Source organism: Paenibacillus tianjinensis, assembly GCF_017086365.1.
Taxonomy (GTDB): domain Bacteria; phylum Bacillota; class Bacilli; order Paenibacillales; family Paenibacillaceae; genus Paenibacillus_AQ; species Paenibacillus_AQ tianjinensis.
Genome location: NZ_CP070969.1, coordinates 4808428 through 4829948 on the forward strand (window position 1 = coordinate 4808428; position 21521 = coordinate 4829948).

A 21521-nucleotide genomic window follows, 5' to 3' on the forward strand; every position below is an offset into this window, starting at 1 on the left:
CTGCGCACTCAATGGCGGCTGCGGTCCCAGGCATTGACCTCTGAGGTTTCGGTTAATCCCCCGTAGGCTTTCCATTTGCCGACAAATTCGTCAAATTCCCCGATGCCGCTGTCCGCGAAGATGATTTTTTGATAGCTTTTTTGTTCCAGCTTCTTCAGCAGCTCCCCGGCGCTCTTCATCGTCACGGTCGGCGGTCCCGTGAACTGCTCCTTACGGGAGGCCTCCTTCTGGCCGAGCAGCACGGGAGCAATGTCCTCCGGGATTTCCTTAATGACTTTGGAAGGAATTCTCGCTCCGTCGAAGGTCAGCGTGTAAGAAGCGACCCGGATGCCGCCCATCGGCAGAGCAGAAGGCATAATGGTCGGATTTCCGTCAACCATTGCCCAATCATATCCCTCTGCAAGACCATTTATGAATTCGCCGGTCGAGGTAGCATAAGAATCAAACAAATAATTCTGATAGGTAAAAAAGATTTCAGGATGCTTCATCTTCTTGTTAATGAGAATAGCACCGTTGACAGGCAAGGTTCCTCTTCTCATGGCGGTGCCGTCCGGTCCGGAAGGGATGGCGACAGCCTGGACGCGTGCCTTCGGGTCAGTATCGGTCAGGTATGATAAGGGCCAGCCGCGCATCCAGTACGGACCGGCAATGATGCCGGCCTTGCCCGAAACGAACAGATTGGCGGCACCCTCTTCATCCAGCCACGCACTGTCGGCGGACAAGTATCCTTGCCCCACCCAATGCTTCATCAGTGCGACTGCCTTCCTGGCACCCGGCAGCACGGACCCGTATTCCAGTGTTCCGTCGCTCCGGCGGTTCCATTGCTCAGGAACCGTGCCGAACGCGCCAAAAATCCAGCTGCTGTCGCCCATCCAGGTATTGGCACCATTCCTGAAACCGACTGCAAGGCCGTAAGTGTCCTTAAGGCCGTTGCCGTCCGGGTCCCGGTTGACAAAGGCATCCATGACCCGTTCCAGTTCGTCCAAAGTCCGCGGTGCTGCCAGATTCAGCTTGTCCAGCCAATCCTGGCGGATCCAGAGCAGCGGATCGGAGTTATATTCATAGTCCATGATTGGAATTGCATACTTGTGTCCGTCCTGCACGAAGGGATCCCACGCCGAGGGGTCCTCGGCCACGGCCTTCTTCCACACCGCGGAAGCATATTTTTCAAATAAACTGCCAACTTCCATGAATTGCCCGGATTTGATCAGTTCCTGGATGATATCGGCATCTCTTGTCGTTACGACATCGGGCATATTGCCTTTAGCCAGCTCAAGTCTCAGCTTGTTGGCATAGGTCTCGGAGGTGCCGGAGATGGTCCATAGATAACGGATGCGGATACCCAGCCGCTCCTCAGCCCAGGTCGTATGCACGTTATGTTCTAGGCTCTCGCCCTTTTTAAAGGTCAGATTGGGGTTGACGGAGCCTACTGTATACAGATCTACAGGAGGAATATATTTACCTTCACTGACTTCGAAATGAGGCGTTAGGCTCTCCTGGGAAGCTGCCGGGAGACTTTCGCCGGTGCTCTGAAAATTGCAACCCGACAACGTCAGGAGCAGTATGAGTAGCGATAAACGGATTTTCATGGAACACCTGCTTTTCGTAAAATACTGGGGAGTTAAACCGATTGTATCACAATCGTCTTCCGCATCGTGTGATACACTTCTTTTAGTAAATTGAAGTCTTTGTAAAGGATGATCTTATGACCCGGCGGCCGAACTTATTCATCAAAATGCTTGCAATTCTCCTATCTCTCATTTCGGTTACGCTCTTATTCTACGGATTGTCATACCGAAAGGATATCGGCGTTATTACCAGTCAGATTAAGACGACCGACTTGAACCATCTGGAGTTCCTGACTCAACAGCTGGACAACAATATCAACCAATTAGCAGGCAGCATGTATGCGTTGCAGAGAGATCCGACCGTCCGCGACTATGAGCAGATCCGGCAACTGGGCCATCTCATTGATCCTGCCCAGACCATTATGACCGTACTGGAGAAGCTTTCCCTTCAGACCAGCTCCAGTACGTGGGAGAACCGGATTGTCCTGTACAAGCCGCAGAGCGGGGAGACCCTGGGCTCGGATTCCTCTCTCTCCTTTGATCCCTCCGTACTGAAGAAGCCTTTGCCTTCCGGCTGGGAGTATATTCCGGAGGACAAGGGCAGTGCTGAAGCAGGCTTCCGCCTGCTGCTGTCGGACCCTATCGAGAGAAGAAATGTGCCCAGCAAGGCGGGACTCCTGGTGTCCATGTATTTTCCTGTATCCAACATTGAGCGGTTGTTCGATGCCTACCAGTCACAAAACAAGGGCGATACTTTCCTGTTTAATCCATCATTCGGGGTGATTCTTTCCCGCAATACCGACCCTGAAATGGCGAAGCAGATCGTTGCAACGCTGGCTTCTTCGGCCGGTCAAGGAACTTCAGAAATCTTTAGCCTCAAGGGAGGCAGCTTTCTTGTCAGTTCAGTCCCATCCTCTGCCATCAATTGGCAGGTCGTGCATTATTCGCCGCTGAAGCAGATTCTTCAGCCGATCCAAAGCAGCCGTTATTCTTTCCTGACGGGTACGGCCATTCTTTTGGTCATGAGCCTGCTGTTCTCGCTTCAGCTCTACCGCCAAGTTCAGCGTCCGGTCAGCCTCTTGCTGCGCTCCCTTAACAGAATGAAGGAAGGACGCTGGTCTACCCGTATTCACGCCAAGACCAATCCTGAATTCACGATGCTCAACGAAGAGTTTAACGAGATGGCGGAAAAGATTCAATCGTTAATTGAGCAGGTCTATCTGGAACAGATCCGGGCTAAGGACGCTCACTTGAAGCAGCTTCAATCACAGATCAATCCGCATTTTCTCTATAATTGCCTGTTCTTCATCAAGAGCAAGGCCGTTGTCGGCGATACGGATTCGGTGGAGGCGATGGCGCTTAATCTTGGGGAGTATTACCGCTACATCACCAAAGTCGACCATTCCCTCACCACGCTTCAAGATGAACTGAAGCTGCTGGAGAATTACCTGGAAATTCAGAATTTACGGAAACAGCGTATCCGCTATGAGATGGATATTGCCGGTGATTTGCTTGGTCTGCAAATTCCCCGGCTGCTGATTCAACCCTTAGTGGAGAACAGTATCATCCATGGCATTGAGAAAAAAATCGGCCAGGGCTTCATCCGGATCACTGCCAGCCAAACGCCTGAAGCGGTGACAGTCACCGTTGAGGACAACGGAGCCGGCATGACCGATGAGGAGATTGCCTCTCTGCATGCCAGAATATCCGAATCGAGGCGCGAGGACGGAGGCTGCGGACTCTGGAATATCCAGCAGCGTCTTAAGTCTCATTATGATGATTCTTCCGGCCTTTTGATCGCCTCTTCACCTGCCGGCGGTCTAAAAATCACACTCCGTATGGAGAAGAAAGAGGAAAACTATGCACCAAATTCTGCTGGTCGATGATGAACCCTATGTCGTTGATGATTTATCCATCTCGCTTCCTTGGGCGGAAATGGGGTTCGAACAGGTTCACAAAGCCTACTCCGGGTACGAAGCGCTGGAGCTGCTTCAGCGCTATCCTATCGACATCGTAGTCACTGACATCAATATGCCGGAAATCTCGGGCATTGAACTGATCGCGTCCATCCGCAGTCGCTGGAAACATATCCGGGTTGTTATGCTGACCGGCTATGCCGAATTTGAATATGCCCGTAAGGCGATAGAAGAGCAGGCCAGTGCCTACCTCCTTAAGCCGATTGCCAATAACCAGCTAATCGACGTTATCGTTAAGCTCCAGGAGGAGCTCCGCTCAGAGTGGGAGACCTGGTCCTCCTATCAGCGGACGATGCAGACCTTCCGTGAGCATCTTCCTCTCCTGCGGGACCGCCTGCTCAGCGAGCTGCTCCAGGGACGGAAGCTATCCGTACAGCAGCTGCAAGAACGGCTGGCCCAGTTCGATCTCCCGCTGCAGGCCGACCTGCCGGTATGCCTCGCAGTCGTCAGACCGGAGGAATTCTTCCGCCGGCAGGACATGCGCAGCATGCTGCTGTTCGAATACGCGATCATCAATATCGCACAGGAGCTGTTCCAAGACCATTTCCACATCTGGTCGTGCAAGGATGTGCATGATTATCTCATATTTCTGCTCCAGCCCAGGGATGACATTGAACCCAGCGGTAATCCGGGGAATGATGTAGCGCAGGCGGCTTATCAGTTGCAGAACCATGTCAGCACGCTGATTGGAGGCGGCCTCTCCGTTGTAACCACAGGCTGGGGAGAGTTTCCCGATCAGGTCTATTCGCTCTATCAATCCGCCATTACGGCCATCCGCCAGCATATCGGCAGCGAAACAGGTATTTATCTGGACGTCACCGACACCAGCAGCTCCCAGCCTGTAGAGATTCTCCAGCCGCTCTATGAGCCTCCGCTGCTCTTCCATATGTTCGAAGCGAACAATTGGCAGGGTATCGAAGACAAGCTTAATGCCATCACTTCGGAGCTGGGCCGGAATCCGGACCGGTCACTTGAGCACATTCATGAAGCCCGCCTTCATCTGGAGACGGCATTCTATTATTTCGCCCACAAGAACAACAAAATGCTGAGTGAGATTGTAGGCAATCCGTTGCTGGAGCAGGCTCCCTTCCAGACGCCGGACAAGCTGCGGGAATGGGCGCTTGAGGTCATCGTTCTGCTGAGAGAGCATTTTGAATCGGAACGCCTGAATAGCCGGACTGTCCTGATTCAGAACGTTCATGAATATATCAACAGCAATCTGCATTATGTCTCACTCCAGGCCATCGCCGACCATGTCCAGATGCACCCGGTTTACTTGTCCAAAATGTACAAGCTGGAGACAGGCAAGCGAATCAGCGACTATATCAGTCAGGTAAAGATGGAAAAAGCGGCGTATCTGCTGATCCATACGCCGCTGAAAATTTATGAAGTTTCTACTGAGCTTGGTTACTCCAACGCCCATTATTTTATTAAGCTCTTCAAGGAATACGCCGGCATGACCCCGCAAGAGTTCCGCGACCGGGCATTGTAACGCTCTTAGCCTTCAAATCGCAGTTCCACCTCATGGGAGAGGCCATCATCCGCCGTCGGCACAAGTCCTTCTTCAAGCGCCCGGCCATCCAGCGTCAGGGAGGCAGTTCCGTCTTGTATCCGGCGGAAGCCTTCCGGCTTGCTGATCGAAATCCGGTACGAGGAGCCGCCGAGCTTCAGGGTGTAGGCGAAGTCTGTCTGCTCCTCCCGTAGGATCGGATTAAGCTTAATTCCTTGCGCCGTATATTCAATACCCAGCGCTTCCATCAGCGAGAGGGTGAGCCAGGTCGATGTACCGCTTAGCATCGGACCGATGTTCTCACCGGTCTCGCTATTATTGTATTGGGTGCAGAACCGCGGATTTCCGCAGATTGCAAACGGATCTTCCATGGTTTTAAACGGCATGATCCGGTCCAGAAGCCAATAGCCGAAGCGGCCCAGTTCAGCGGCAAGCCCCGCATTGGATACTTCCTTCGCTCCCTTGAACATTGCTGCTGCCGCCATCATGCAGGCATGCTTGAATACGCCGCCGTTCTCCCGGTCACCCGGAAAGTATTCGTCCGAAGCTGTGTGGGAGGACACCCGTCCCAGTGCAACAGGCGAGACCAGCTTCAGCCCGAAAGGAGTCATGAGATGCGATTTCATCGTATCCAGCATCACAGCGATCTGATCTTCATCCGCACAGCCAGACAGGATGCTCCAGCTGAACGAGTTCAGGAAGTAAGAACCGTCGCTTTCCGGATCTGAAGACAGACCATCCCCGGCGGCCCCCAAATACGTGTATTCGCCGTTCGCATACCGGTTGAACAGCACGCGTGCGAAGAAGTTATCCTTCCAGGCATGATATTGAATGCGTCCCCGCAACTCTGCCCCGAAGCGGTCCAGCTCGGCTGCATAGTCCTGCTCTCCCTTCCGTGCTGCCAGTACGGACAATTCATCCACAGCCACCTTCAGCAGGAAGGCATTCATGACACTCTCGGAATAATCGCTGTCCAGCGGATCACCGAATACTCCGCCTGCCTGCAGCTGCTTCCGGTAACGCTCTTCCTTGGCCGGGCCGTTCAGATACGTATCGTCAAGCTTCAGGCAGTCGTTCCAGTCTGCGAAATCCAGCAACGGAAGACCATGGCGGCCGACCGAAATCCTTCCCGAATAGACAATAATCGCCTTTAAAGTCTCAAAGACCGGACGGCTGGTCTCTTGTCCCGCCACCGGGCAGGACTCATCCAGGAATTCCAGATCTCCTGTGAGCATTACATAACGGTAGACGGCTTGGACAAGCCATAATGCGTCATCGGACCATTTGCCCGGCTCCTTGCCGATCCAGAAGAAATTATGATAAGCATAGCCCAGCTCGAACACCATACTGGTCCATTCTTTCAAAAGACTTTTCACCAGGCTGCCTTTTCCCATACCAACGAAATAATACATCGACGCGTACAAATCCTGGATTTCGCGGAAACCAATTTCCCGGTATCCCTTCTGTGTCTGACAAAAGGAACGGGAGACAAATGTCTGGTAGAGCACCTGAAACGGCAGATTGCGGTTGACAAACACATCGAAATTCCCGTCACCGGAGGATACCTGCAGGAACTTGCCATACTCCCGCACGAAGCCGGACGATTCCGCGAACGCCGATTCCGCCGCGCTGCGCTCGGAGAAACGGGCGACCAGGGCCCCCACCTCGTCCGCCAGCACCGTGTCGTTCCATGGCGCGCCGCTCTTGTCGGAGACAAGTCCGGTCAACTGGTCGACAGTTACCGCGCTGCCGGCGGTGATATGAACCTCACCGGCTACAGCGAAGAAGCCTGGTCCCTTGCGGTGCAGAATACTGCTCAGCCTGAGCGCACCGGCCGGCCGGTGCAGCGAGCCTGTACCGACGAACTCATTGTAGCTGACACAATATTCGCGCGGCAGCACCGGCCCCTCCGCCCCGTGAATGATCATCGTATGGAAGCGCAGGTCGTGACGGCCGCCTTCCGGATAATAATCGGGACTGATGGCCGCCACAGCTCCTGAGGAATCCTGGAGCACGCCCCCCTGCATGATGACATTGCTGTACAGCACATCCTCGAACAGTGCACCCGGGGCGGCAGAACCAAACATCCCGGTATACACAAGTCGGAGTCGGCGGGCGTCTCCCCCCAGGTTCACAATATCAATCCGCTGCATTTCGGTAGCCAGAGGCAGACCTTCGGATTGCGGAAGAATAAAGATCGTGCGTATAATTTCCAATCCGCAGCGCGTGCGGTAGGTAATTATGGTTGAATTCTGGGAATGCCGGCAGACCGCCGATTCAATCCCTTCATCTCCGGGGTCTGCGGAGTAGAAGATCTGCTTCCCGTCTTCGAATAAATAAAACTGCCGGTTGGCCGGGAAGCCGTTCTCTTCCTGACGCATATCCCAGCGGGTAGCCAGCACCTGGGTTGCCGCGTGGGAGCGGAAGCTCCCGCCGCCGAACCGGTCAACAACGCTTTTGGGCGTGGTCTGAAGCGGGTGGGGAAACCGGAGACGGTTGCCGAGCAGCAGATTGACCGCGAAATGCGGACCCGGTACGGGTGAGCGCAGATCGATGACATGCTCCCCCTCGCTGTTAAGCGCCCCCGCCCAGCCGGGTGCGGCTTGCAGCTGCGCCAGCGCCTCGATTACAGTGGACTCCGGGATGGCTACTGCCTGTTCCTGCCTTCCGGCATGGCGGATATACAGTGACAATGCCGTGCCTTCGCCTTCTACGGTGAACAGCGCGGATGCGGCGGCTTCCGCCGGCAGCAGCGCCGCCACGGCCGGAAGCTTCAGCAATTCCTGAATGGCAGGCAGCCGGAGCGGCAGGCCAGCTATGCCAACAGCCCCGCAGCGCTGCGAATCGGTAAAGACGGCGCTAATGTGCGTGCCGCCGCCGATCCGGTCAGCGAACACCTGTCTCAGAATCTCTTCAGCCGAAGCTGTTGCTTCTCTTGCGGTATTGAATTTCAGCATAATAGATTATCTCCTCTTCCCTGGCAGCCTGCGGATCAGCCCTTGACAGCTCCCGCGGTCATACCGCTGATAAAGTATTTCTGTGTCATGAAGAATATGACCATAACCGGCACGGTGACAACAGTCGAAGCTGCCATCAGCAGATCATATCGGGTATTGTACTGGCCGACAAACAGGCGGATACCCACCGGAATCGTCTGTACATCTGAGCTGGTCGTGAGTACCCAGGCGAAGAGCAGCTCATCCCAGGCTGTCAGGAAGATGAAGATCCCTGTCGCAATGATGCCCGGCAGAGACAACGGCAGAATAATTTTGTAGAAAGCCTGAAATTTCGAACAGCCGTCAATCGTAGCCGATTCTTCTAAATCTCTTGGAATCGAGACAAAGAAGCTGCGCATAATCCAGATACTGATTGGGGTATAGAACGCCGTATAGACGAGAATCATTCCCCAGTACGTATTGATCATCGGCAAACCGAACGTATTCTTGATCCACAGGAACATCAGATAGATCGGGAACAGGAACATAATCCCCGGGATCAGCTGGGTGGAGATGATACTCATGCTGAACAGCTTCGATCCGGGAAAATCAAACCGGGCCAGCGCGTATCCGGCCAGCACGGCAAAGGAACCGGCAAGCAGCGTCGTCGCACCGCAGATCAGCAGGCTGTTGCGGAAATAGACGGCAAAGTTAACCGTATCCCACATATTGATATAGTTGACCCACTGCGGCTTCGGCAGGCTGAAGGTAGTGATCCCGTTCAGAATCTGGTCATTGGAGTGCAGAGAGGTGAAGATCATCCACAGGATGGGAAATATCGTCAATATAACGATGACCCAGGTCAGTGAAGTCAGCATGAATGAGCTGACAGAACGTTTACGGTGTGTACTCATTGGGCATTCAACTCCGATCTAAAGGCGCGGTACCAGACACCGACGACCATCAGCATGGCAAACATCAGCATGATAGAAGCGGCAGAACCCGAACCGAAGGACCAATATCCGAAGGATTGGCGGGTCAAGGCCGTCATCAGGAGGTCTCCCCATTCGCCAGGATATCCGGCACCATTGCCGAACATTGTGGAGACGATGTTGTAGGAGTAGACATTATTAATAATTTGGAATAGAAGCTGTACCGCAATAACCGGCTTCAGCATCGGGAGCGTCATGTTCCAGAACTGGCGGAGCTTGCCTGCGCCGTCAATGGTTGCCGCTTCATAGATATCTTCAGGAATGGTCTGGAGTCCGGCCAGGAAAATGACCATCAGGAACGGCCAGCCGCGCCAGATGGTTGGGATAATGATCGCCCAGATCGTATTCGGCCCCAGCAGCCAGAAGGGCTTCTCATCGAAGAGATGCAGCACATCCACCAGGAAGTAGTTGATAATCCCGTTCTGCTGCCACATGAAGCCCCAGAGTACACCGACCACATATGACGGAACTACCCACGGAAGCAGCATAGCGGTACGGGCAATGCTTCGTCCGGGAAAATCACGGTTCATCAGCAGAGCCATCATGAGGCCCATGATCATTACACCGATCGTTACGATAACCGAATAGATCACGGTGTTGCGGATGGCAAAATTCAACCCCTGGCGGACCGGATTATCGGAGTTGAACAGCAGGCCGATATAGTTGTCCATCCCGACAAAGGGTGCCTTCAGGTATTTGCCCAGCGTAAATTGGTTCAGCTTCAAAAAGGACATCCAGAATCCCTGAATCATCGGGAGCAGATGCACCAGCAGCATAAAGATGATGGTCGGAACCATCAGCATATAAGCAAATTTATTATCTCTAACCCGCTTGCGCCACACTGCGCTTTTGCTTGGAGCCGCTTTTACGGGAAGATTTTTTTCAGTATGGAGTCCCATCTCTTATCCCTCACTTTGCTAATAGAAGAGCCGCCGCACCCTGCGCGCGGCGGCATCCCAAGATCCTATTGGTTAATAATGGCTTTGACTTCAGCTGCTGCAGAATCCAGCTCTTCCTTGACGCTTTCTTTACTGTACTTGCCCTTCACGCCGGCAACGATATCCCAGACATTGGCAAAATGCTTTTGCAGCGCTGTTTCCGTAGGTCCCCATTGCGGGATGGACGGATAGGTTCTTCCGTATTTCGTTGCTTCCGAGAAGGCCTTCATATTGGCATCAAGGTCCGGCGATTCCAGAAGTGACAGTCTGGCCGGGAGCTGGCCGGATACCGCAGCATAGGCCTTCTGCGCTTCATCAGAGGTCAGATACTTAATAACATCCCATGTAGCTTCCTTATTCTTCGAACCGCTGAATACGGTCAGCTCACTGCCGCCGACAAAGGTCGCTTGTCCGCCAGGGCCTGCCGGAAGCGGAGCAACCGCAAAGTTTTTCGCTGCTTTTTTGTCATCCATACCGCCGTTTGCTTTGGGTGTTGCAAAGTTCTTGGCCAGCCATGGACCCGAGATAATTACGGCCGATTTGCCATCGCCGAAGTCACTCTCGATCTGTGACGAGTTCTTCTCGAGCGATGCCTTGTCAACAAGGCCTTCCGCTGCAAGTCCTGTGTAGTACATCACACCATCAAGCCCTTTATCATCATTGAAGGCTACATCTTTGTTGTCTGCCGAGAGAACGTCCCCGCCTGCAGCCCAGATCCAAGGGAAGATATTATGCACTACGTTCCAGTCATTTTTGCCCGGAAGTCCGAGTGCGGCAATCTTCTTGCCATCCACTGTCTGTCCGTTGACCGCTTGCAGCGCACTCTTGAAGGAATCCCAATCTTTGAAGGCTGTTGCTGTGTCAACACCGGCTTGCTTGAATACATCTGTCCGGTAGTAAATGGCCCGTGCATCCACGAACCATGGCACTCCGTATACCTCGCTGTCCCCTGCAATAGAGGTAGTCGTCCAGATGGCCGGCAGGAAGGCCTCAGCACCGCCTACATCGGCTACTTTGTCCGTTATCTTGTCAATACCGCCCATGCTGGCAATTGCCGGCACCCAGGTCGATCCGAGCTGCAGCAGGTCCGGGCCTTCACCGCTTGTAGCGGCTGTCGTAATCTTGGTCCAGGCGGAGCCCCAGTCGAGCACTGTTACCTTCATGGTGACATTCGGGTGCTCTTTCAGATAAGGATCAAGCGTCTTCAAGAAGTCTGCATCCGGTTTCGGACTGTTCGGCATCACCCAGGCGTTCAGGGTAACCGGTTCCGTGCTTGGAGTGGCAGGAGCCGCAGTTGCACTGGCCTCTTGTTTGTTTCCTCCGTTGTTAGCAGAATTTGAAGAATTGTTGTTGCCGCCGCATCCGCTGACGACTACTGAAAATGCCATGAGCAGTGCACTGATTGATACTGCTGTCTTTTTCAAAATAAATCTCCCCCATTATCGTTTGATAATCGCGGAGAACGGTTGCCCGTTCCCCTTGTCTTGATTATAAAAGCGTTTCTTGTCCGTCTAAATAACAAATCCCAAGTCTGGATAACAAATTATAAAGCTTGTCTCAAGGTGCCGGTATTACTCCGTTGTTCATCAAGACCACATCATCGACATCCACCGCAAGATGGCCTGTGCCTCCGTCTGTAATATTTCCCAGTTCAAAAGAAATTCGGCCGATGGACGTGCTATCTCCCGAAACGTCGAATTCCAAGGTGTAAGTGTTGTAGTCCGTGCCAAGATCAACCACTTTACTGGCATAACCGTGCCAGGTGTAATTATTCGCGACATCCAGCCAGCCGATGCTGATGTTCATTTTGCGTGCTGCTTCTGCTTTGGCCTTAAAAGTGAGTGTATAATGATTGCCTTCGTTGTAGGCTACTCCCTCGTAGTAGACCTGCCGGTCCCAGCTGTTCGACCCTGTGGAGCCTACCTGCATGCGCAGCGCGCCATTTACATTGTCAATAGACAATTCACCGCTGTCAGATGAATAGCTGCTCCAGCCCTGCAGCGGAGCCGAGAAGTCTCCGTTCGGGATCAGATTCTCCCCATAGGCTTCACCAGCCATCACCGGACTCACCTGAAGCAGGGAAATATTGCTCAGCGTGACAGTATGTGCTCCAAGTGCCTCCGATACCTTGCCGAGACTAAACTGAAGCAGGGCGGCGGCATCGCTCTCCGAAGCGGTGAAATAGTATTCGAAGTGTCCGCCGGCTTCGCTCAGACTAGCCGACTTGTTCGTATATGCGGTCCAGTTGTTGTCCGAAGAACCGTCATGCTGAACTAGTACCCGAATCAACCGGTCTATAGAAGCTTCCGCATCGAAGCGAAGCAGGTACTTCTTACCTTTCTCCACCGGAATCGCGCCTTGCTTGACCTGTACATTCCAATCCTCGTCGCCGCTGCCGCCAAGAGCAACCTGCAGCGCTCCATTCTTAGCAGTCATTGCAGTATTCTTCACCGGATCATTGTCTACCCAGTCCTTCTTGAATAGCGTCCAGCCTTCGGTCGAATCGTCCTTGAAGCTGCCGTTCACCACCAGCTCGCGGGAAAGATCCAGCCAGGCCAGATTATAGCCGCTACCGCCGAGACGGAAATAATAGGTTCCAGCGGGCAATTCAAGCGGTGCCCCGATGACTGCGCGATAGGATTGAAGTCCTCCCGTATCCCCAATTGCGGTGCTGTAGACGGCTGCCGTCACCACACTGCGCTTGCTGGCATCCAGAACAGACAGTCCCAGTTCGGAATCCGCCCGAACACTGGACACCCGGGCCACCGGAACAATGCTTGCCGCCTGTGGAAGAACCACTTTATACTCCGCGTAATCGCCCTTGTCGATATCGGTGACATCCTTGCCGCCTTCGCCGCTCGGCGTCAGACTGATTCCCGATGCACTCCAGTACTGGTCGCCGCGAAGATGCAGATAGCCGCTGAATGTTGGCGGATCGGCCTTACGGACCAGACGCACGTTGTCGATCTCGGTCTGTCCGGCAGCCTGGCCAAGAAGGAAGGATAACGTACCTTCGGTGCCAGCAGTGCTGGACATGGTGATCTCCGCTGTGTAGCTCTTCCATTCCGGCGTCAGAGTGAGCGTTGATCCGTCAGGATAGAGGGTATCTCCGCCACCGGCCTCAAGCTTAATACCCATCGGCTGAGTCTGTTCCGATCTGGCATCGAAATAGAGCTGGTAGACGCCTCCTGCAGACAATGGCAGACCTGTCTGCGTAAGCATCACATCCTCCGCCGACTTACCGGTGGTATCGACTTGGACACTGAATATCCGTTTCATGAGCGGAAGCTCCAGGATATTGGTTACCTTAGCATCCGCCGCTGCTCCCGATTCCGGCTTAACCGCAAAGCCCCAATAGCCCAGCCGGTCTTCGCCCAGCTCAAATCCTCCATTGTAAATGAGGTTGCCGTCAGCCAGCGGAGTGCGGACTACCGGCAGAGGCTGTGTCTCAACTACCCGGACATTAGCGAAATAGGCTGTAATATCGTTTAGACCAAGATTGAATTCAAAACGGACATTGTTGTCGGTAGCCTGCGCCATGTTAAAGGTGTACTCAAAAGATTGCCAGTCCGGGGTAAGCTGGAAATTCCGTTCTTTAGAGTACGCTGTCCATCCGCCGCCGAACTCGGTAAGCTTGCTCATCACCGGACGGACCGCATCTGCTTTGGCGTCAAACGTTACTTTGTAGGCTTTGCCCTTCTCCAGAATAAGCGGCATTTGGGTGAGCTGAACGGAATAGTTTTGGGTTCCCGCCTCTTGGATAGCCACCTTCACAGCCTTACCCTTATCCTTGTCTTCGATGACGGAAGCTGTGCCCGCACCGCCTGCATTCTTGATTAATTCCCAGTATTCCGGAAGTCCGCCGGCTGCTGCGGCGCCTTTGAAATCACCGTTGTAAATCTGGTTTCCGTCTGCAAGCACAGGACGCTGCGGTTCTGAGATTTCGGGCTTTGTTGGCCGCTTTCCCGTTACGTCAGGCCACTCATCCAGCTTTTTATACTTATAGACCCGTACATAATCGACATACATCTTATCGGACTGGAAATCAGCCGCCGGGTTGCCCGGCCAATCGCCGCCGACCGCCAGATTGAGAATCATATAGAACGGCCGGTCAAACGGTGCAGGATACGTATAGTAATCCGGCTGGCCTTCTGCCTTAGTCCCCCAATCGCTCGTTTCGAAATACATTTTACCGTCCACATAATACCGGATTAGGCCCGGAAGCCATTCAAGCGTGAAATCATGATAATCGTCAGCGAATGTTTTGCCTTCGGGCAGAACGTAAGTCTTAGACTGGGACATGTGCGGGATATCGTAATGAAGCGAGCCATGAACGGTTCTCGGGTACAGATCAGCCTTCTCCGTATCACCAGCCACCGGTCCCGTCAATTCCATAATGTCCATCTCGCCGCTGCCAGGCCAAGGTCCGTACTGCTTCTCTTCATCGGTTGGCATCATCCAGATGGCCGGCCACATGCCTTGCTGAATCGGCAGCTTGGCACGCACTGTGAATTTACCGTAAGTCCAGTCGCCCTTCATCTTGGAGGTCAGCTTGCCGGAAGTATACTCCTTCCCGCCGTAAGCTTCCTTCCGTGCTTCCAGTGCGAGCACACCCTGCCCGCTCTCCGTTTCGAGTGCAACGTTGTCCGGATGGTAATATTCCAGTTCGTTGTTGTATACAGTTCCGGTATCCTGTACATTCCATTTGTTCCCGTCAATGGAGCTGCCGTCGAATTCGTCGTTCCAGACCAGCTCCCATGGATCGTTATTGGTTGACGGAGTAGCCGTCGCCGTTGCAGCCGGTGTAGCGCTGGCAGCTGCAGTTGCAGTTGGTGCAGCGCTGGCTGTCGCTGCAGGCGTCGGTGCTGGTGTCACGCCTCCTCCGTTTCCACCGCCGACTGCGCTAGCCGGAGCACTGGCCTGAGGAGAGGATACACTGCCGGTTAAGCCCCGGAGTGTCTCTCCGGTTTTGAGGGCAGTACCGTTGAGAAGCACACTGCCCGCCTTTGGATCAAGCAAGCCTATCTGCCCCCGGTTCACAATCTCTGATCCGGCTGCGCCGGGATCGACGATCAGGGCATCCACCCTTGAGCCGGTCCCAATTTCAACTTTGGCCGGCTGGATCAATTCGATCCGGGCCGCTGAGCTTTCATCCTCCAGGACGAGCCGGACAGGCACTTTGGGCTTGTCTACAATCGTCTGCCCCAGAGAAGACTTGTGAAAGACCACCGAATGCCCGCCGCCTCCGGAGATACGGGTGCTACCCTTTACCTTGAGTCCGGATAACGACACTTCTCCCTCACCCGTTCCGGCAGTCACATAGAGATTTCCATTGACTGATCCGCCTTCAATCCGTACGTCTGCCCGGTTGACAATAACACTGCCGGACACCTCTCCAATTGAATAGCTTCCTTTGTCCGGACTAATCCATCCGATCATCCGGCCCAGCAGCACCGCCAGCTCGGCGCGTGTCATCGGAGCCTGCGGATTCAGTTTTCCCGCCGAGTCGCCGTGAATATAACCGGCGTCCAGCATAGTGCTCACTGCTTCCCTGGCATAGCCGCTGACCGATGAACCGTCTGCTTGCGCGGCCAGTGCAGTTTGAGAGGCGGCCTCCAGCAGGAAAGCCCGGACCAGCATCGTTATCACTTCCTGCCGCGTTACAGCAGCTTCCGGCTGAAACCGGCCGTCCGCGTAACCCTTGATAATACCCGCTGCATTCACCCCGCCAATATCCTTGCCATACCAGGAAGAAGCGCTTACATCACTGAAAACGGCACTGCCCGAATCTGAGTAGCGAAACACCCGGTTAAGAATAACTGCCATCTCCGCGCGGGAGACTACCCGGGTGGGCCCAAATTGCCCCTGGCCGTCTCCCTGCAGAATCCCGGCGGCTGCGAGCCTGTCCGCCGCCTCCGCCGCCCAATGCTGTTTCATGTCGGCAAACTTTGCCGTTCCGGCTGCATTAATACTATTTGCGCTTACTGCTGAGCCGGGAAGTCCTTCCGGACCGGCTGCTTTTGCGTGTCCGATGTTCCCTGGAAGCTGCAGACCTGATAGTAGCATAGCAGTAACCAGAAGCTTAGATATTCCCCTGCGGTACATCTTCACATTCCCCCTTATGTAAATACGTGTAGACTTCCGGCGTTGCCGCCGGTCGATTTCAGTATAGAGTTCGCCCGCTGCAGGTAACATACCAATTCCTTAGTACGTATAACAAAGATGCAACTTTCGCGTAAAACAAGAAGAAACGGTATAGCCGTCCTTCTTAGGACGGTATCCGTTTCTGCGAGAAATAGAAGGATAATTTATAATGTAAAGCATATAAATTCTTATAATTTGAAAAAAGCCTAATTCTCAGACCGCTGCAGCAGCTGCCTGAGAATTAGGCGCGGTGAATCTATGTAACTCTTGTTGAGCATCATTAGGTTTCAAATCAGGAGGATGCATGGATCTGAGGGAAATCCTGAGCAATATCCTCACCCGAAAACAGATCGTCTAGCGAACTGAGTGTGCCGTCTTCTTCCACCTGATAAACCGACATTTTCTCACCGTTGACCGTAAGTTCGATGAAACAGCCCCAGCAGTAGAACTGGTGTGAACCGATCTTGCCGATATCCTTGGAGTTGCAGTTTGGACACTTCATATAATACATTCCACCTATCCGTTAACAATATTAATGGCTTTTTGTAGCCGTTCTTCGCTCATCGCGGGAACCAGTACGGCATTCTCCCCAATGGACATCCCTTCAGAACAAGGCAGCCATTTGCGGCCTTCGATCAAATCAGTTACAAGCCCGTCACTGATTTCCAGCGCTACTATTGTGTTTCCCAACTTCTGGTCAAAATAAACATCGGATATTCGTCCTAGGTTCGTTCCGGATGCAGTCAGTACCTGCAAATCCTTCAGTTTGTTCTTTCCCAAAAGAAAAGTATATGGTATATGGTCAGTGTCGGCCTTAACAATCGACTCTTTACTGCGAATCATAATAGCATCTTCGCCATAAGCGACAATGTCTTCCCATGCCACAACTTTCACATGACTGGAGAAAAAAGACTTGCTTTCCAGTTCAATACCCGTAATATTCCAGTTTGAATCGAGTAAACAATCGACAAGCTTGCCGACTTCATTACCTTCTTCAACTTCATATATAGTGAGGCCAATCAAATCTTGAAGTTTCATGACTGCTAAGTCCCCTCACTTTGAGTATACTTACGAGTTCCCAGAGAAGTGAAAAACTGAAACAGACACAAGACTGTAGCAATCCCTGGTCTTATTTACGCAGCCGTTTCAGAATGGTTTCAACTTTTTGGGCAACGTACTCCATTTCTTCATTAGTATTACCCAAACCTGTGCTAAATCGAATCGCTGAATGTAAAAGTTCTGCCGGAAGATTCATGGCCTGCAGAACATGCGAAATTTCCAGTGACCCGGAGGTGCAGGCCGAACCGCTGGCAGCAGCAATTCCCTCCATATCCAGATTCATAAGGAGCACATCCGTGCTTGCCCCTGGGAAGCTGAGATTCAGAATTCCCGGCAAAAAATGCTGTGTATTTCCGTTGATCACGTAAGCATCCCGCCCGATCCGGCCGTCAAGCTCCTGCAGCAGGGTGGTTCGCAGCAGCAGCGCATGGTCCTGACGCTGTGTCAGCCCCGCCACCGCAAGTTCCACTGCTTTGGCAAACCCGGCCGCACCCGACAGGCTTTCCGTGCCGGCCCGTCTGCCGCGCTCCTGCAAGCCCCCGTGCTGTCTGGGATGCAGCGGCGCACCGCGGCGTACGTAGAGGCCGCCTATGCCCTGCGGACCGCCGATTTTGTGGGCGGTAAAGCTCATATAATCCACCGGCAGCTCACGCAGTGTGACCGGAAGCATCCCAAGGGCTTGTACAGCATCTACATGGAACAAAATGCCCCGCTCAGCGGCCAATTGCCCAATCTCCACAATCGGCTGCACCGTTCCAACCTCATTATTGGCAAACATCACACTAATTAGAACAGTATCTTCCCGCAGAGCTGCTATAACATCTGCAGCAGCAACTAAACCCGTGGAGTCTACCGGCAGATAGGTGATGGAATAGCCCTGCCGTTCCAATTCCCCGCAGGTATGCAGGACCGCATGATGCTCAACAGCTGTAGTAATGATATGCTTGCCTTTCTCTGTGGTGCCGGCAGCAGCGCCGAATAAGGCCAGATTATCACTTTCCGTGCCTCCGCTGGTAAAGATCCATTCATCAGGCGCACAGCCTAAAAAGCCCGCGATAGAATCGCGCGCACCGTTAATAATCTTTTTGGCGGAACGTCCGAACTGATGTACACTGGACGCATTGCCGTATTCCTCAATCATTATATTGTACATAACCTTAGCCACCTCCGGATGAACCGGGGTTGAGGCGGCGTGGTCCAAATAGATGGGCTTCATGACTTGTTTCTCCGCTTCTTGAAATTGAATTTCAGTATTTTCTTACAGGACTACTCGATTATACTGCTGAACAGAATGTTTTACCACCAAGGAATAAACACAATATTGTAATCTCTGTCAAGAGGCTGCACCTCCAAACTCCCAGCAGGTATTCAGCTAATTTTCAGCTTCGCCTGATATACTGCCTCGGCGAGCACCCTGATTTCAAGGGAGTCTAAATTCCTCCAGACGGGCAGCAAGCTCATCCTCGGAGATGACCTCAATCCCGTTTTTCCGAAGCAATGCTGCCGTAACGCCTTCTCCGGGAATTTTACGGCCTGAGAATTCTCCGTTATAGATCATTGTACTTCCGCAGGATGGGCTGTTCTGCTTGAGCACTACAGTAGCAGCGCCGAATTCACGGGCTTTCTCTAGAGTCACATGAGCTCCCTTTAGATACATCCCGGTAACATCATTTCCCGATCTGTCGATCACCCGGGCCTTCCCGTTCAGCACATCTTCGCCGGTTCCGCCGATGATTTCCGCCGGTTCTCTAGGGGTAGAGAAGCCGCCAAGCAGCTCGGGGCAGACCGCAATTGCCTTGCCGCTGTCGAGCAGACTCATCAGACTCTCTTCCAAACAATCTGTACCATTATATCTGACTTTCATCCCGGCCAGACAGGAGCTAACCATTATCACAGGATCACTCTCTTTCTTTACTTCACTATTTAATGCAGCATGATTTATAATAGCTGTAACTGTTCAAGTTCTATTAAAATAAACATTCAGAGTATAACACGGGGGCCCTTAAAGCTGTAAACTTTGCCGTACAATAACAGATGAAAATGGAGGTGCAGCCAGGATGTGCGGCAGATACACGATTACAGTAACGCTAGAGGAATTGATGCTGCGGTATTTTACAGATGAATCCAGCATTGTCCATTACGCGCCTAAATTCAATGCGGCTCCGATGCAGCATATTCCGGCGGTCATTCATAACGGCACCTCTAACAAGCTGGGAGTATTACGCTGGGGGCTGGTACCTTCCTGGGCCAAGGATGATAAAGTCGGAAGCAAAATGATCAATGCACGTGCAGAATCACTGCTGGACAAAGTTTCCTTTAAAGGGCTGATCCGCTCTCGCCGCTGCCTCATACCCGCCGACGGGTTTTATGAATGGAAGCAGCAGGCTGGCGGTAAACAACCGATGCGGATTGTGCTGCAGGACCGGAGTATTTTTTCGATGGCCGGCTTATATGATATTTGGACAGATGCAAGCGGCAACAAGCTCAGCACCTGTACGATTATTACCACGGAGGCGAACAGCCTGATGGCGGATATTCACGACCGGATGCCGGTTATTCTCAGCCCGGAAGCCGAATCCCAGTGGCTGGACCGCAGCAATCAGGATATCCCTTCCCTAATGCGTCTGCTCCGGCCATACGATGCGGCACGGATGCATGCCTATCCGGTATCCTCAGAGGTTGGCAATGTGCGAAATGACTATAAAGAACTGATAAAAGAAGCCTGATGCACATACGGCAAACATTACAACTTTGTTAATTATCCATTTTTGCGTGTAAAGAAATGTCAGTTGGTTTAAATAAGTACATGGCTATAAAAAGCATATATATATTAAGAGGAGACCGTATTTTGCAAACACTAAAATTCCAACAAGCGATCGCTGAAGGAACTCTGCTCGAGATTCATCTGATCAGCGGTGAAACCTATAGAGGGATATGTAAAAAGGGTAAGTTAGCCGATTCCTTCGAGCTAAAAACAGACAAGGGTCTATTATCCTTGCCCTATTGGACGATAAAACGGTTCAAACAAATATAGATCCGGTAAGCATTCATGAGGGGTCTTTGCCTTTCTTTCTAAGGAGCTTGGCTTTGGCCAGTGTTGTCCCTTGCGGGATGGAAGTGAACTGGCTTTTGGATATACCGATTTGCTGTGAGGTATAGATGCCGGTATGCCCCGAGAACAAATAACTTACAAGACAAGCGATAAAGAGGTAAACGGCCCCTTCGGCTCCAAACAATTCAATGCCCATCAAAAAGCAGGCGATAGGCGTGTTAGTGGCACCGCAGAATACGGCGACAAAACCGAGTGCGGCCAGAAAAGGGGCATACAGGTGTAAAAATCCGGATAATGCATGTCCTAATGTAGCTCCAATGGCAAACAACGGAGTGACTTCCCCGCCTTGAAAGCCTGCTCCCAGGGTCAGCGATGTGAATACAAGCTTTCCTAAGAAGGCAAACGGAGCAACGTCTCCGGTAAATGAATCCTGAATCAAAGGGATCCCCAGCCCCAGGTAATCTCTAGTTCCCAAAACGTACACCAGCACAATAATCACTACACCACCGACAGCACTTTTTATCATTGGATTAGCGAACCAGCGGGTATAGCCCTTTTTCAGCGCATGAGTCAGCTCACTGAACAGGATGCTCGTAAGTCCAAACAAAATGGAAGCAAATACAACCTTAAGCAGCACTACAAAAGTCAGGGAAGGAATCTGTCCTATAGGATAGTGCAGATGTGTGATGCCCCAGAATGAAGTAGCTGTCAAGTTTCCGACAAAGCTGGCGATAAAAGCAGGGATAAGCGCTTCATGGCTGATTAATCCTATTGCAAGCACTTCCAGTCCAAACACCGTTCCGGCCAAAGGTGTCCCAAAGATCGAGCCGAAGCCGCCGCTAATCCCGCATATCAGCAGAATCCTCCGGTCAACAGGGCCGACCTTTAACATCTTTCCGAACCAATCGGCTAAGCTGCCGCCCATCTGCACCGCTGTCCCCTCCCGTCCTGCAGAGCCGCCAAACAAATGGGTAATAAGCGTTCCAAATAATACAAGCGGAGCCATCCGCAGCATTACGGGCTCATTGCCCGCCTGAATTTGCTCCAGAATTAAGTTATTGCCTTTAGCACTGCTGCCCCCATATTTAAAATACAGCAGGCTGACCAGCGCCCCTCCCAGGGGAAGTAAAAAAAGCAGCCACGGATGGGCCAATCTTATATCCGTCACAAAGTCCAGGCTTTTCAGAAAAAAAGCTGACGCTGTTCCTGTTAATATCCCCACTCCGCCCCCGAGTACAATCCACTTCAGTAAAGTTACCCATGATGCAGCAAACCACCATTTCTCAGCAGCCTCAGACCATTTTTGTTTCAACCGGGTCATTACATTCGTTCCCTTCGCATTATAA

Annotated in this window: 15 protein-coding genes; 4 read left to right on the forward strand and 11 right to left on the reverse strand. The window is 52.5% G+C overall.

Going from position 1 to position 21521, the window contains the following annotated elements; translation table 11 throughout:
- Positions 1-8: 8 nt before the first annotated feature.
- Positions 9-1589, reverse strand: coding sequence for an extracellular solute-binding protein (locus tag JRJ22_RS22445; RefSeq protein ID WP_206101579.1), 1581 nt, complete (start codon positions 1587-1589; stop codon positions 9-11).
- A gap of 146 nt (positions 1590-1735) precedes the next feature.
- Here JRJ22_RS22445 and JRJ22_RS22450 point away from each other — a divergent pair, with 146 nt between their 5' ends.
- Together JRJ22_RS22450 and JRJ22_RS22455 are read left to right on the forward strand one after the other, a co-directional pair.
- Positions 1736-3454: a sensor histidine kinase gene (locus JRJ22_RS22450; RefSeq protein WP_206101580.1), complete on the forward strand. Its 1719-nt coding sequence runs from the start codon at positions 1736-1738 to the stop codon at positions 3452-3454.
- Complete coding sequence (locus JRJ22_RS22455) at positions 3429-5036, forward strand: response regulator (protein ID WP_206101581.1); 1608 nt, start codon at positions 3429-3431, stop codon at positions 5034-5036. The genes JRJ22_RS22450 and JRJ22_RS22455 overlap by 26 nt, the downstream gene beginning before the upstream one ends.
- Positions 5037-5041: 5 nt before the next feature.
- On the opposite strand, the gene JRJ22_RS22460 is transcribed toward JRJ22_RS22455, so the two are convergent.
- The 9 genes from JRJ22_RS22460 to JRJ22_RS22500 all read right to left on the reverse strand — a co-directional run bounded on the left by JRJ22_RS22460 (position 5042) and on the right by JRJ22_RS22500 (position 19017).
- The gene (locus JRJ22_RS22460; RefSeq protein WP_206101582.1) at positions 5042-8011 is read right to left on the reverse strand and encodes a GH36-type glycosyl hydrolase domain-containing protein; all 2970 of its coding nucleotides are present in this window, start codon (positions 8009-8011) and stop codon (positions 5042-5044) included.
- Positions 8012-8046: 35 nt separating this feature from the next.
- The gene (locus tag JRJ22_RS22465; protein ID WP_206101583.1) at positions 8047-8904 is read right to left on the reverse strand and encodes a carbohydrate ABC transporter permease; all 858 of its coding nucleotides are present in this window, start codon (positions 8902-8904) and stop codon (positions 8047-8049) included.
- Positions 8901-9881 (reverse strand): carbohydrate ABC transporter permease, encoded by a 981-nt coding sequence (locus JRJ22_RS22470; RefSeq protein ID WP_206101584.1) that lies wholly within the window; start codon positions 9879-9881, stop codon positions 8901-8903. Before JRJ22_RS22470 ends, JRJ22_RS22465 begins: the two co-directional genes overlap by 4 nt.
- Before the next feature lie 65 nt (positions 9882-9946).
- Positions 9947-11344, reverse strand: coding sequence for a sugar ABC transporter substrate-binding protein (locus tag JRJ22_RS22475; RefSeq protein WP_232380925.1), 1398 nt, complete (start codon positions 11342-11344; stop codon positions 9947-9949).
- Between the two features lie 133 nt (positions 11345-11477).
- On the reverse strand, positions 11478-16025 hold the full coding sequence (locus JRJ22_RS22480) for a carbohydrate binding domain-containing protein (RefSeq protein ID WP_206101585.1): 4548 nt from the start codon (positions 16023-16025) through the stop codon (positions 11478-11480).
- Between the two features lie 331 nt (positions 16026-16356).
- Positions 16357-16566 carry a hypothetical protein gene (locus JRJ22_RS22485; RefSeq protein ID WP_054941855.1) on the reverse strand — a complete coding sequence of 70 codons (210 nt, stop codon included), beginning with the start codon at positions 16564-16566 and terminating at the stop codon, positions 16357-16359.
- A gap of 14 nt (positions 16567-16580) precedes the next feature.
- Positions 16581-17102, reverse strand: a complete 522-nt coding sequence (locus JRJ22_RS22490) for a PRC-barrel domain-containing protein (protein WP_054941856.1) — start codon at positions 17100-17102, stop codon at positions 16581-16583.
- A 91-nt stretch (positions 17103-17193) separates the two neighbouring features.
- The gene (locus tag JRJ22_RS22495) at positions 17194-18339 is read right to left on the reverse strand and encodes a cysteine desulfurase family protein (protein ID WP_206101586.1); all 1146 of its coding nucleotides are present in this window, start codon (positions 18337-18339) and stop codon (positions 17194-17196) included.
- 204 nt (positions 18340-18543) lie between these two features.
- Positions 18544-19017 (reverse strand): 2-thiouracil desulfurase family protein, encoded by a 474-nt coding sequence (locus tag JRJ22_RS22500; RefSeq protein ID WP_206101587.1) that lies wholly within the window; start codon positions 19015-19017, stop codon positions 18544-18546.
- A 163-nt stretch (positions 19018-19180) separates the two neighbouring features.
- On the opposite strand from JRJ22_RS22500, the gene JRJ22_RS22505 reads away from it, so the two are divergent.
- Together JRJ22_RS22505 and JRJ22_RS22510 are read left to right on the forward strand one after the other, a co-directional pair.
- Positions 19181-19849: an SOS response-associated peptidase gene (locus JRJ22_RS22505; RefSeq protein ID WP_206101588.1), complete on the forward strand. Its 669-nt coding sequence runs from the start codon at positions 19181-19183 to the stop codon at positions 19847-19849.
- A gap of 122 nt (positions 19850-19971) precedes the next feature.
- Positions 19972-20157 carry a hypothetical protein gene (locus tag JRJ22_RS22510; RefSeq protein WP_206101589.1) on the forward strand — a complete coding sequence of 62 codons (186 nt, stop codon included), beginning with the start codon at positions 19972-19974 and terminating at the stop codon, positions 20155-20157.
- A 13-nt stretch (positions 20158-20170) separates the two neighbouring features.
- Here JRJ22_RS22510 and JRJ22_RS22515 read toward each other — a convergent pair whose 3' ends face one another.
- Complete coding sequence (locus JRJ22_RS22515) at positions 20171-21496, reverse strand: voltage-gated chloride channel family protein (RefSeq protein WP_206105264.1); 1326 nt, start codon at positions 21494-21496, stop codon at positions 20171-20173.
- Positions 21497-21521: the final 25 nt, after the last annotated feature.

Excerpts from the sequence above, each read along its gene's own strand:
- JRJ22_RS22445 (WP_206101579.1), bottom strand. The coding sequence starts at position 1,589 with ATGAAAATCCGTTTATCGCTACTCATACTGCTCCTGACGTTGTCGGGT.
- JRJ22_RS22450 (WP_206101580.1), top strand. The coding sequence starts at position 1,736 with ATGCTTGCAATTCTCCTATCTCTCATTTCGGTTACGCTCTTATTCTAC.
- JRJ22_RS22455 (WP_206101581.1), top strand. The coding sequence starts at position 3,429 with ATGCACCAAATTCTGCTGGTCGATGATGAACCCTATGTCGTTGATGAT.
- JRJ22_RS22460 (WP_206101582.1), bottom strand. The coding sequence starts at position 8,011 with ATGCTGAAATTCAATACCGCAAGAGAAGCAACAGCTTCGGCTGAAGAG.
- JRJ22_RS22465 (WP_206101583.1), bottom strand. The coding sequence starts at position 8,904 with ATGAGTACACACCGTAAACGTTCTGTCAGCTCATTCATGCTGACTTCA.
- JRJ22_RS22470 (WP_206101584.1), bottom strand. The coding sequence starts at position 9,881 with ATGGGACTCCATACTGAAAAAAATCTTCCCGTAAAAGCGGCTCCAAGC.
- JRJ22_RS22480 (WP_206101585.1), bottom strand. The coding sequence starts at position 16,025 with ATGTACCGCAGGGGAATATCTAAGCTTCTGGTTACTGCTATGCTACTA.
- JRJ22_RS22485 (WP_054941855.1), bottom strand. The coding sequence starts at position 16,566 with ATGAAGTGTCCAAACTGCAACTCCAAGGATATCGGCAAGATCGGTTCA.
- JRJ22_RS22490 (WP_054941856.1), bottom strand. The coding sequence starts at position 17,102 with ATGAAACTTCAAGATTTGATTGGCCTCACTATATATGAAGTTGAAGAA.
- JRJ22_RS22495 (WP_206101586.1), bottom strand. The coding sequence starts at position 18,339 with ATGAAGCCCATCTATTTGGACCACGCCGCCTCAACCCCGGTTCATCCG.
- JRJ22_RS22505 (WP_206101588.1), top strand. The coding sequence starts at position 19,181 with ATGTGCGGCAGATACACGATTACAGTAACGCTAGAGGAATTGATGCTG.
- JRJ22_RS22515 (WP_206105264.1), bottom strand. The coding sequence starts at position 21,496 with ATGACCCGGTTGAAACAAAAATGGTCTGAGGCTGCTGAGAAATGGTGG.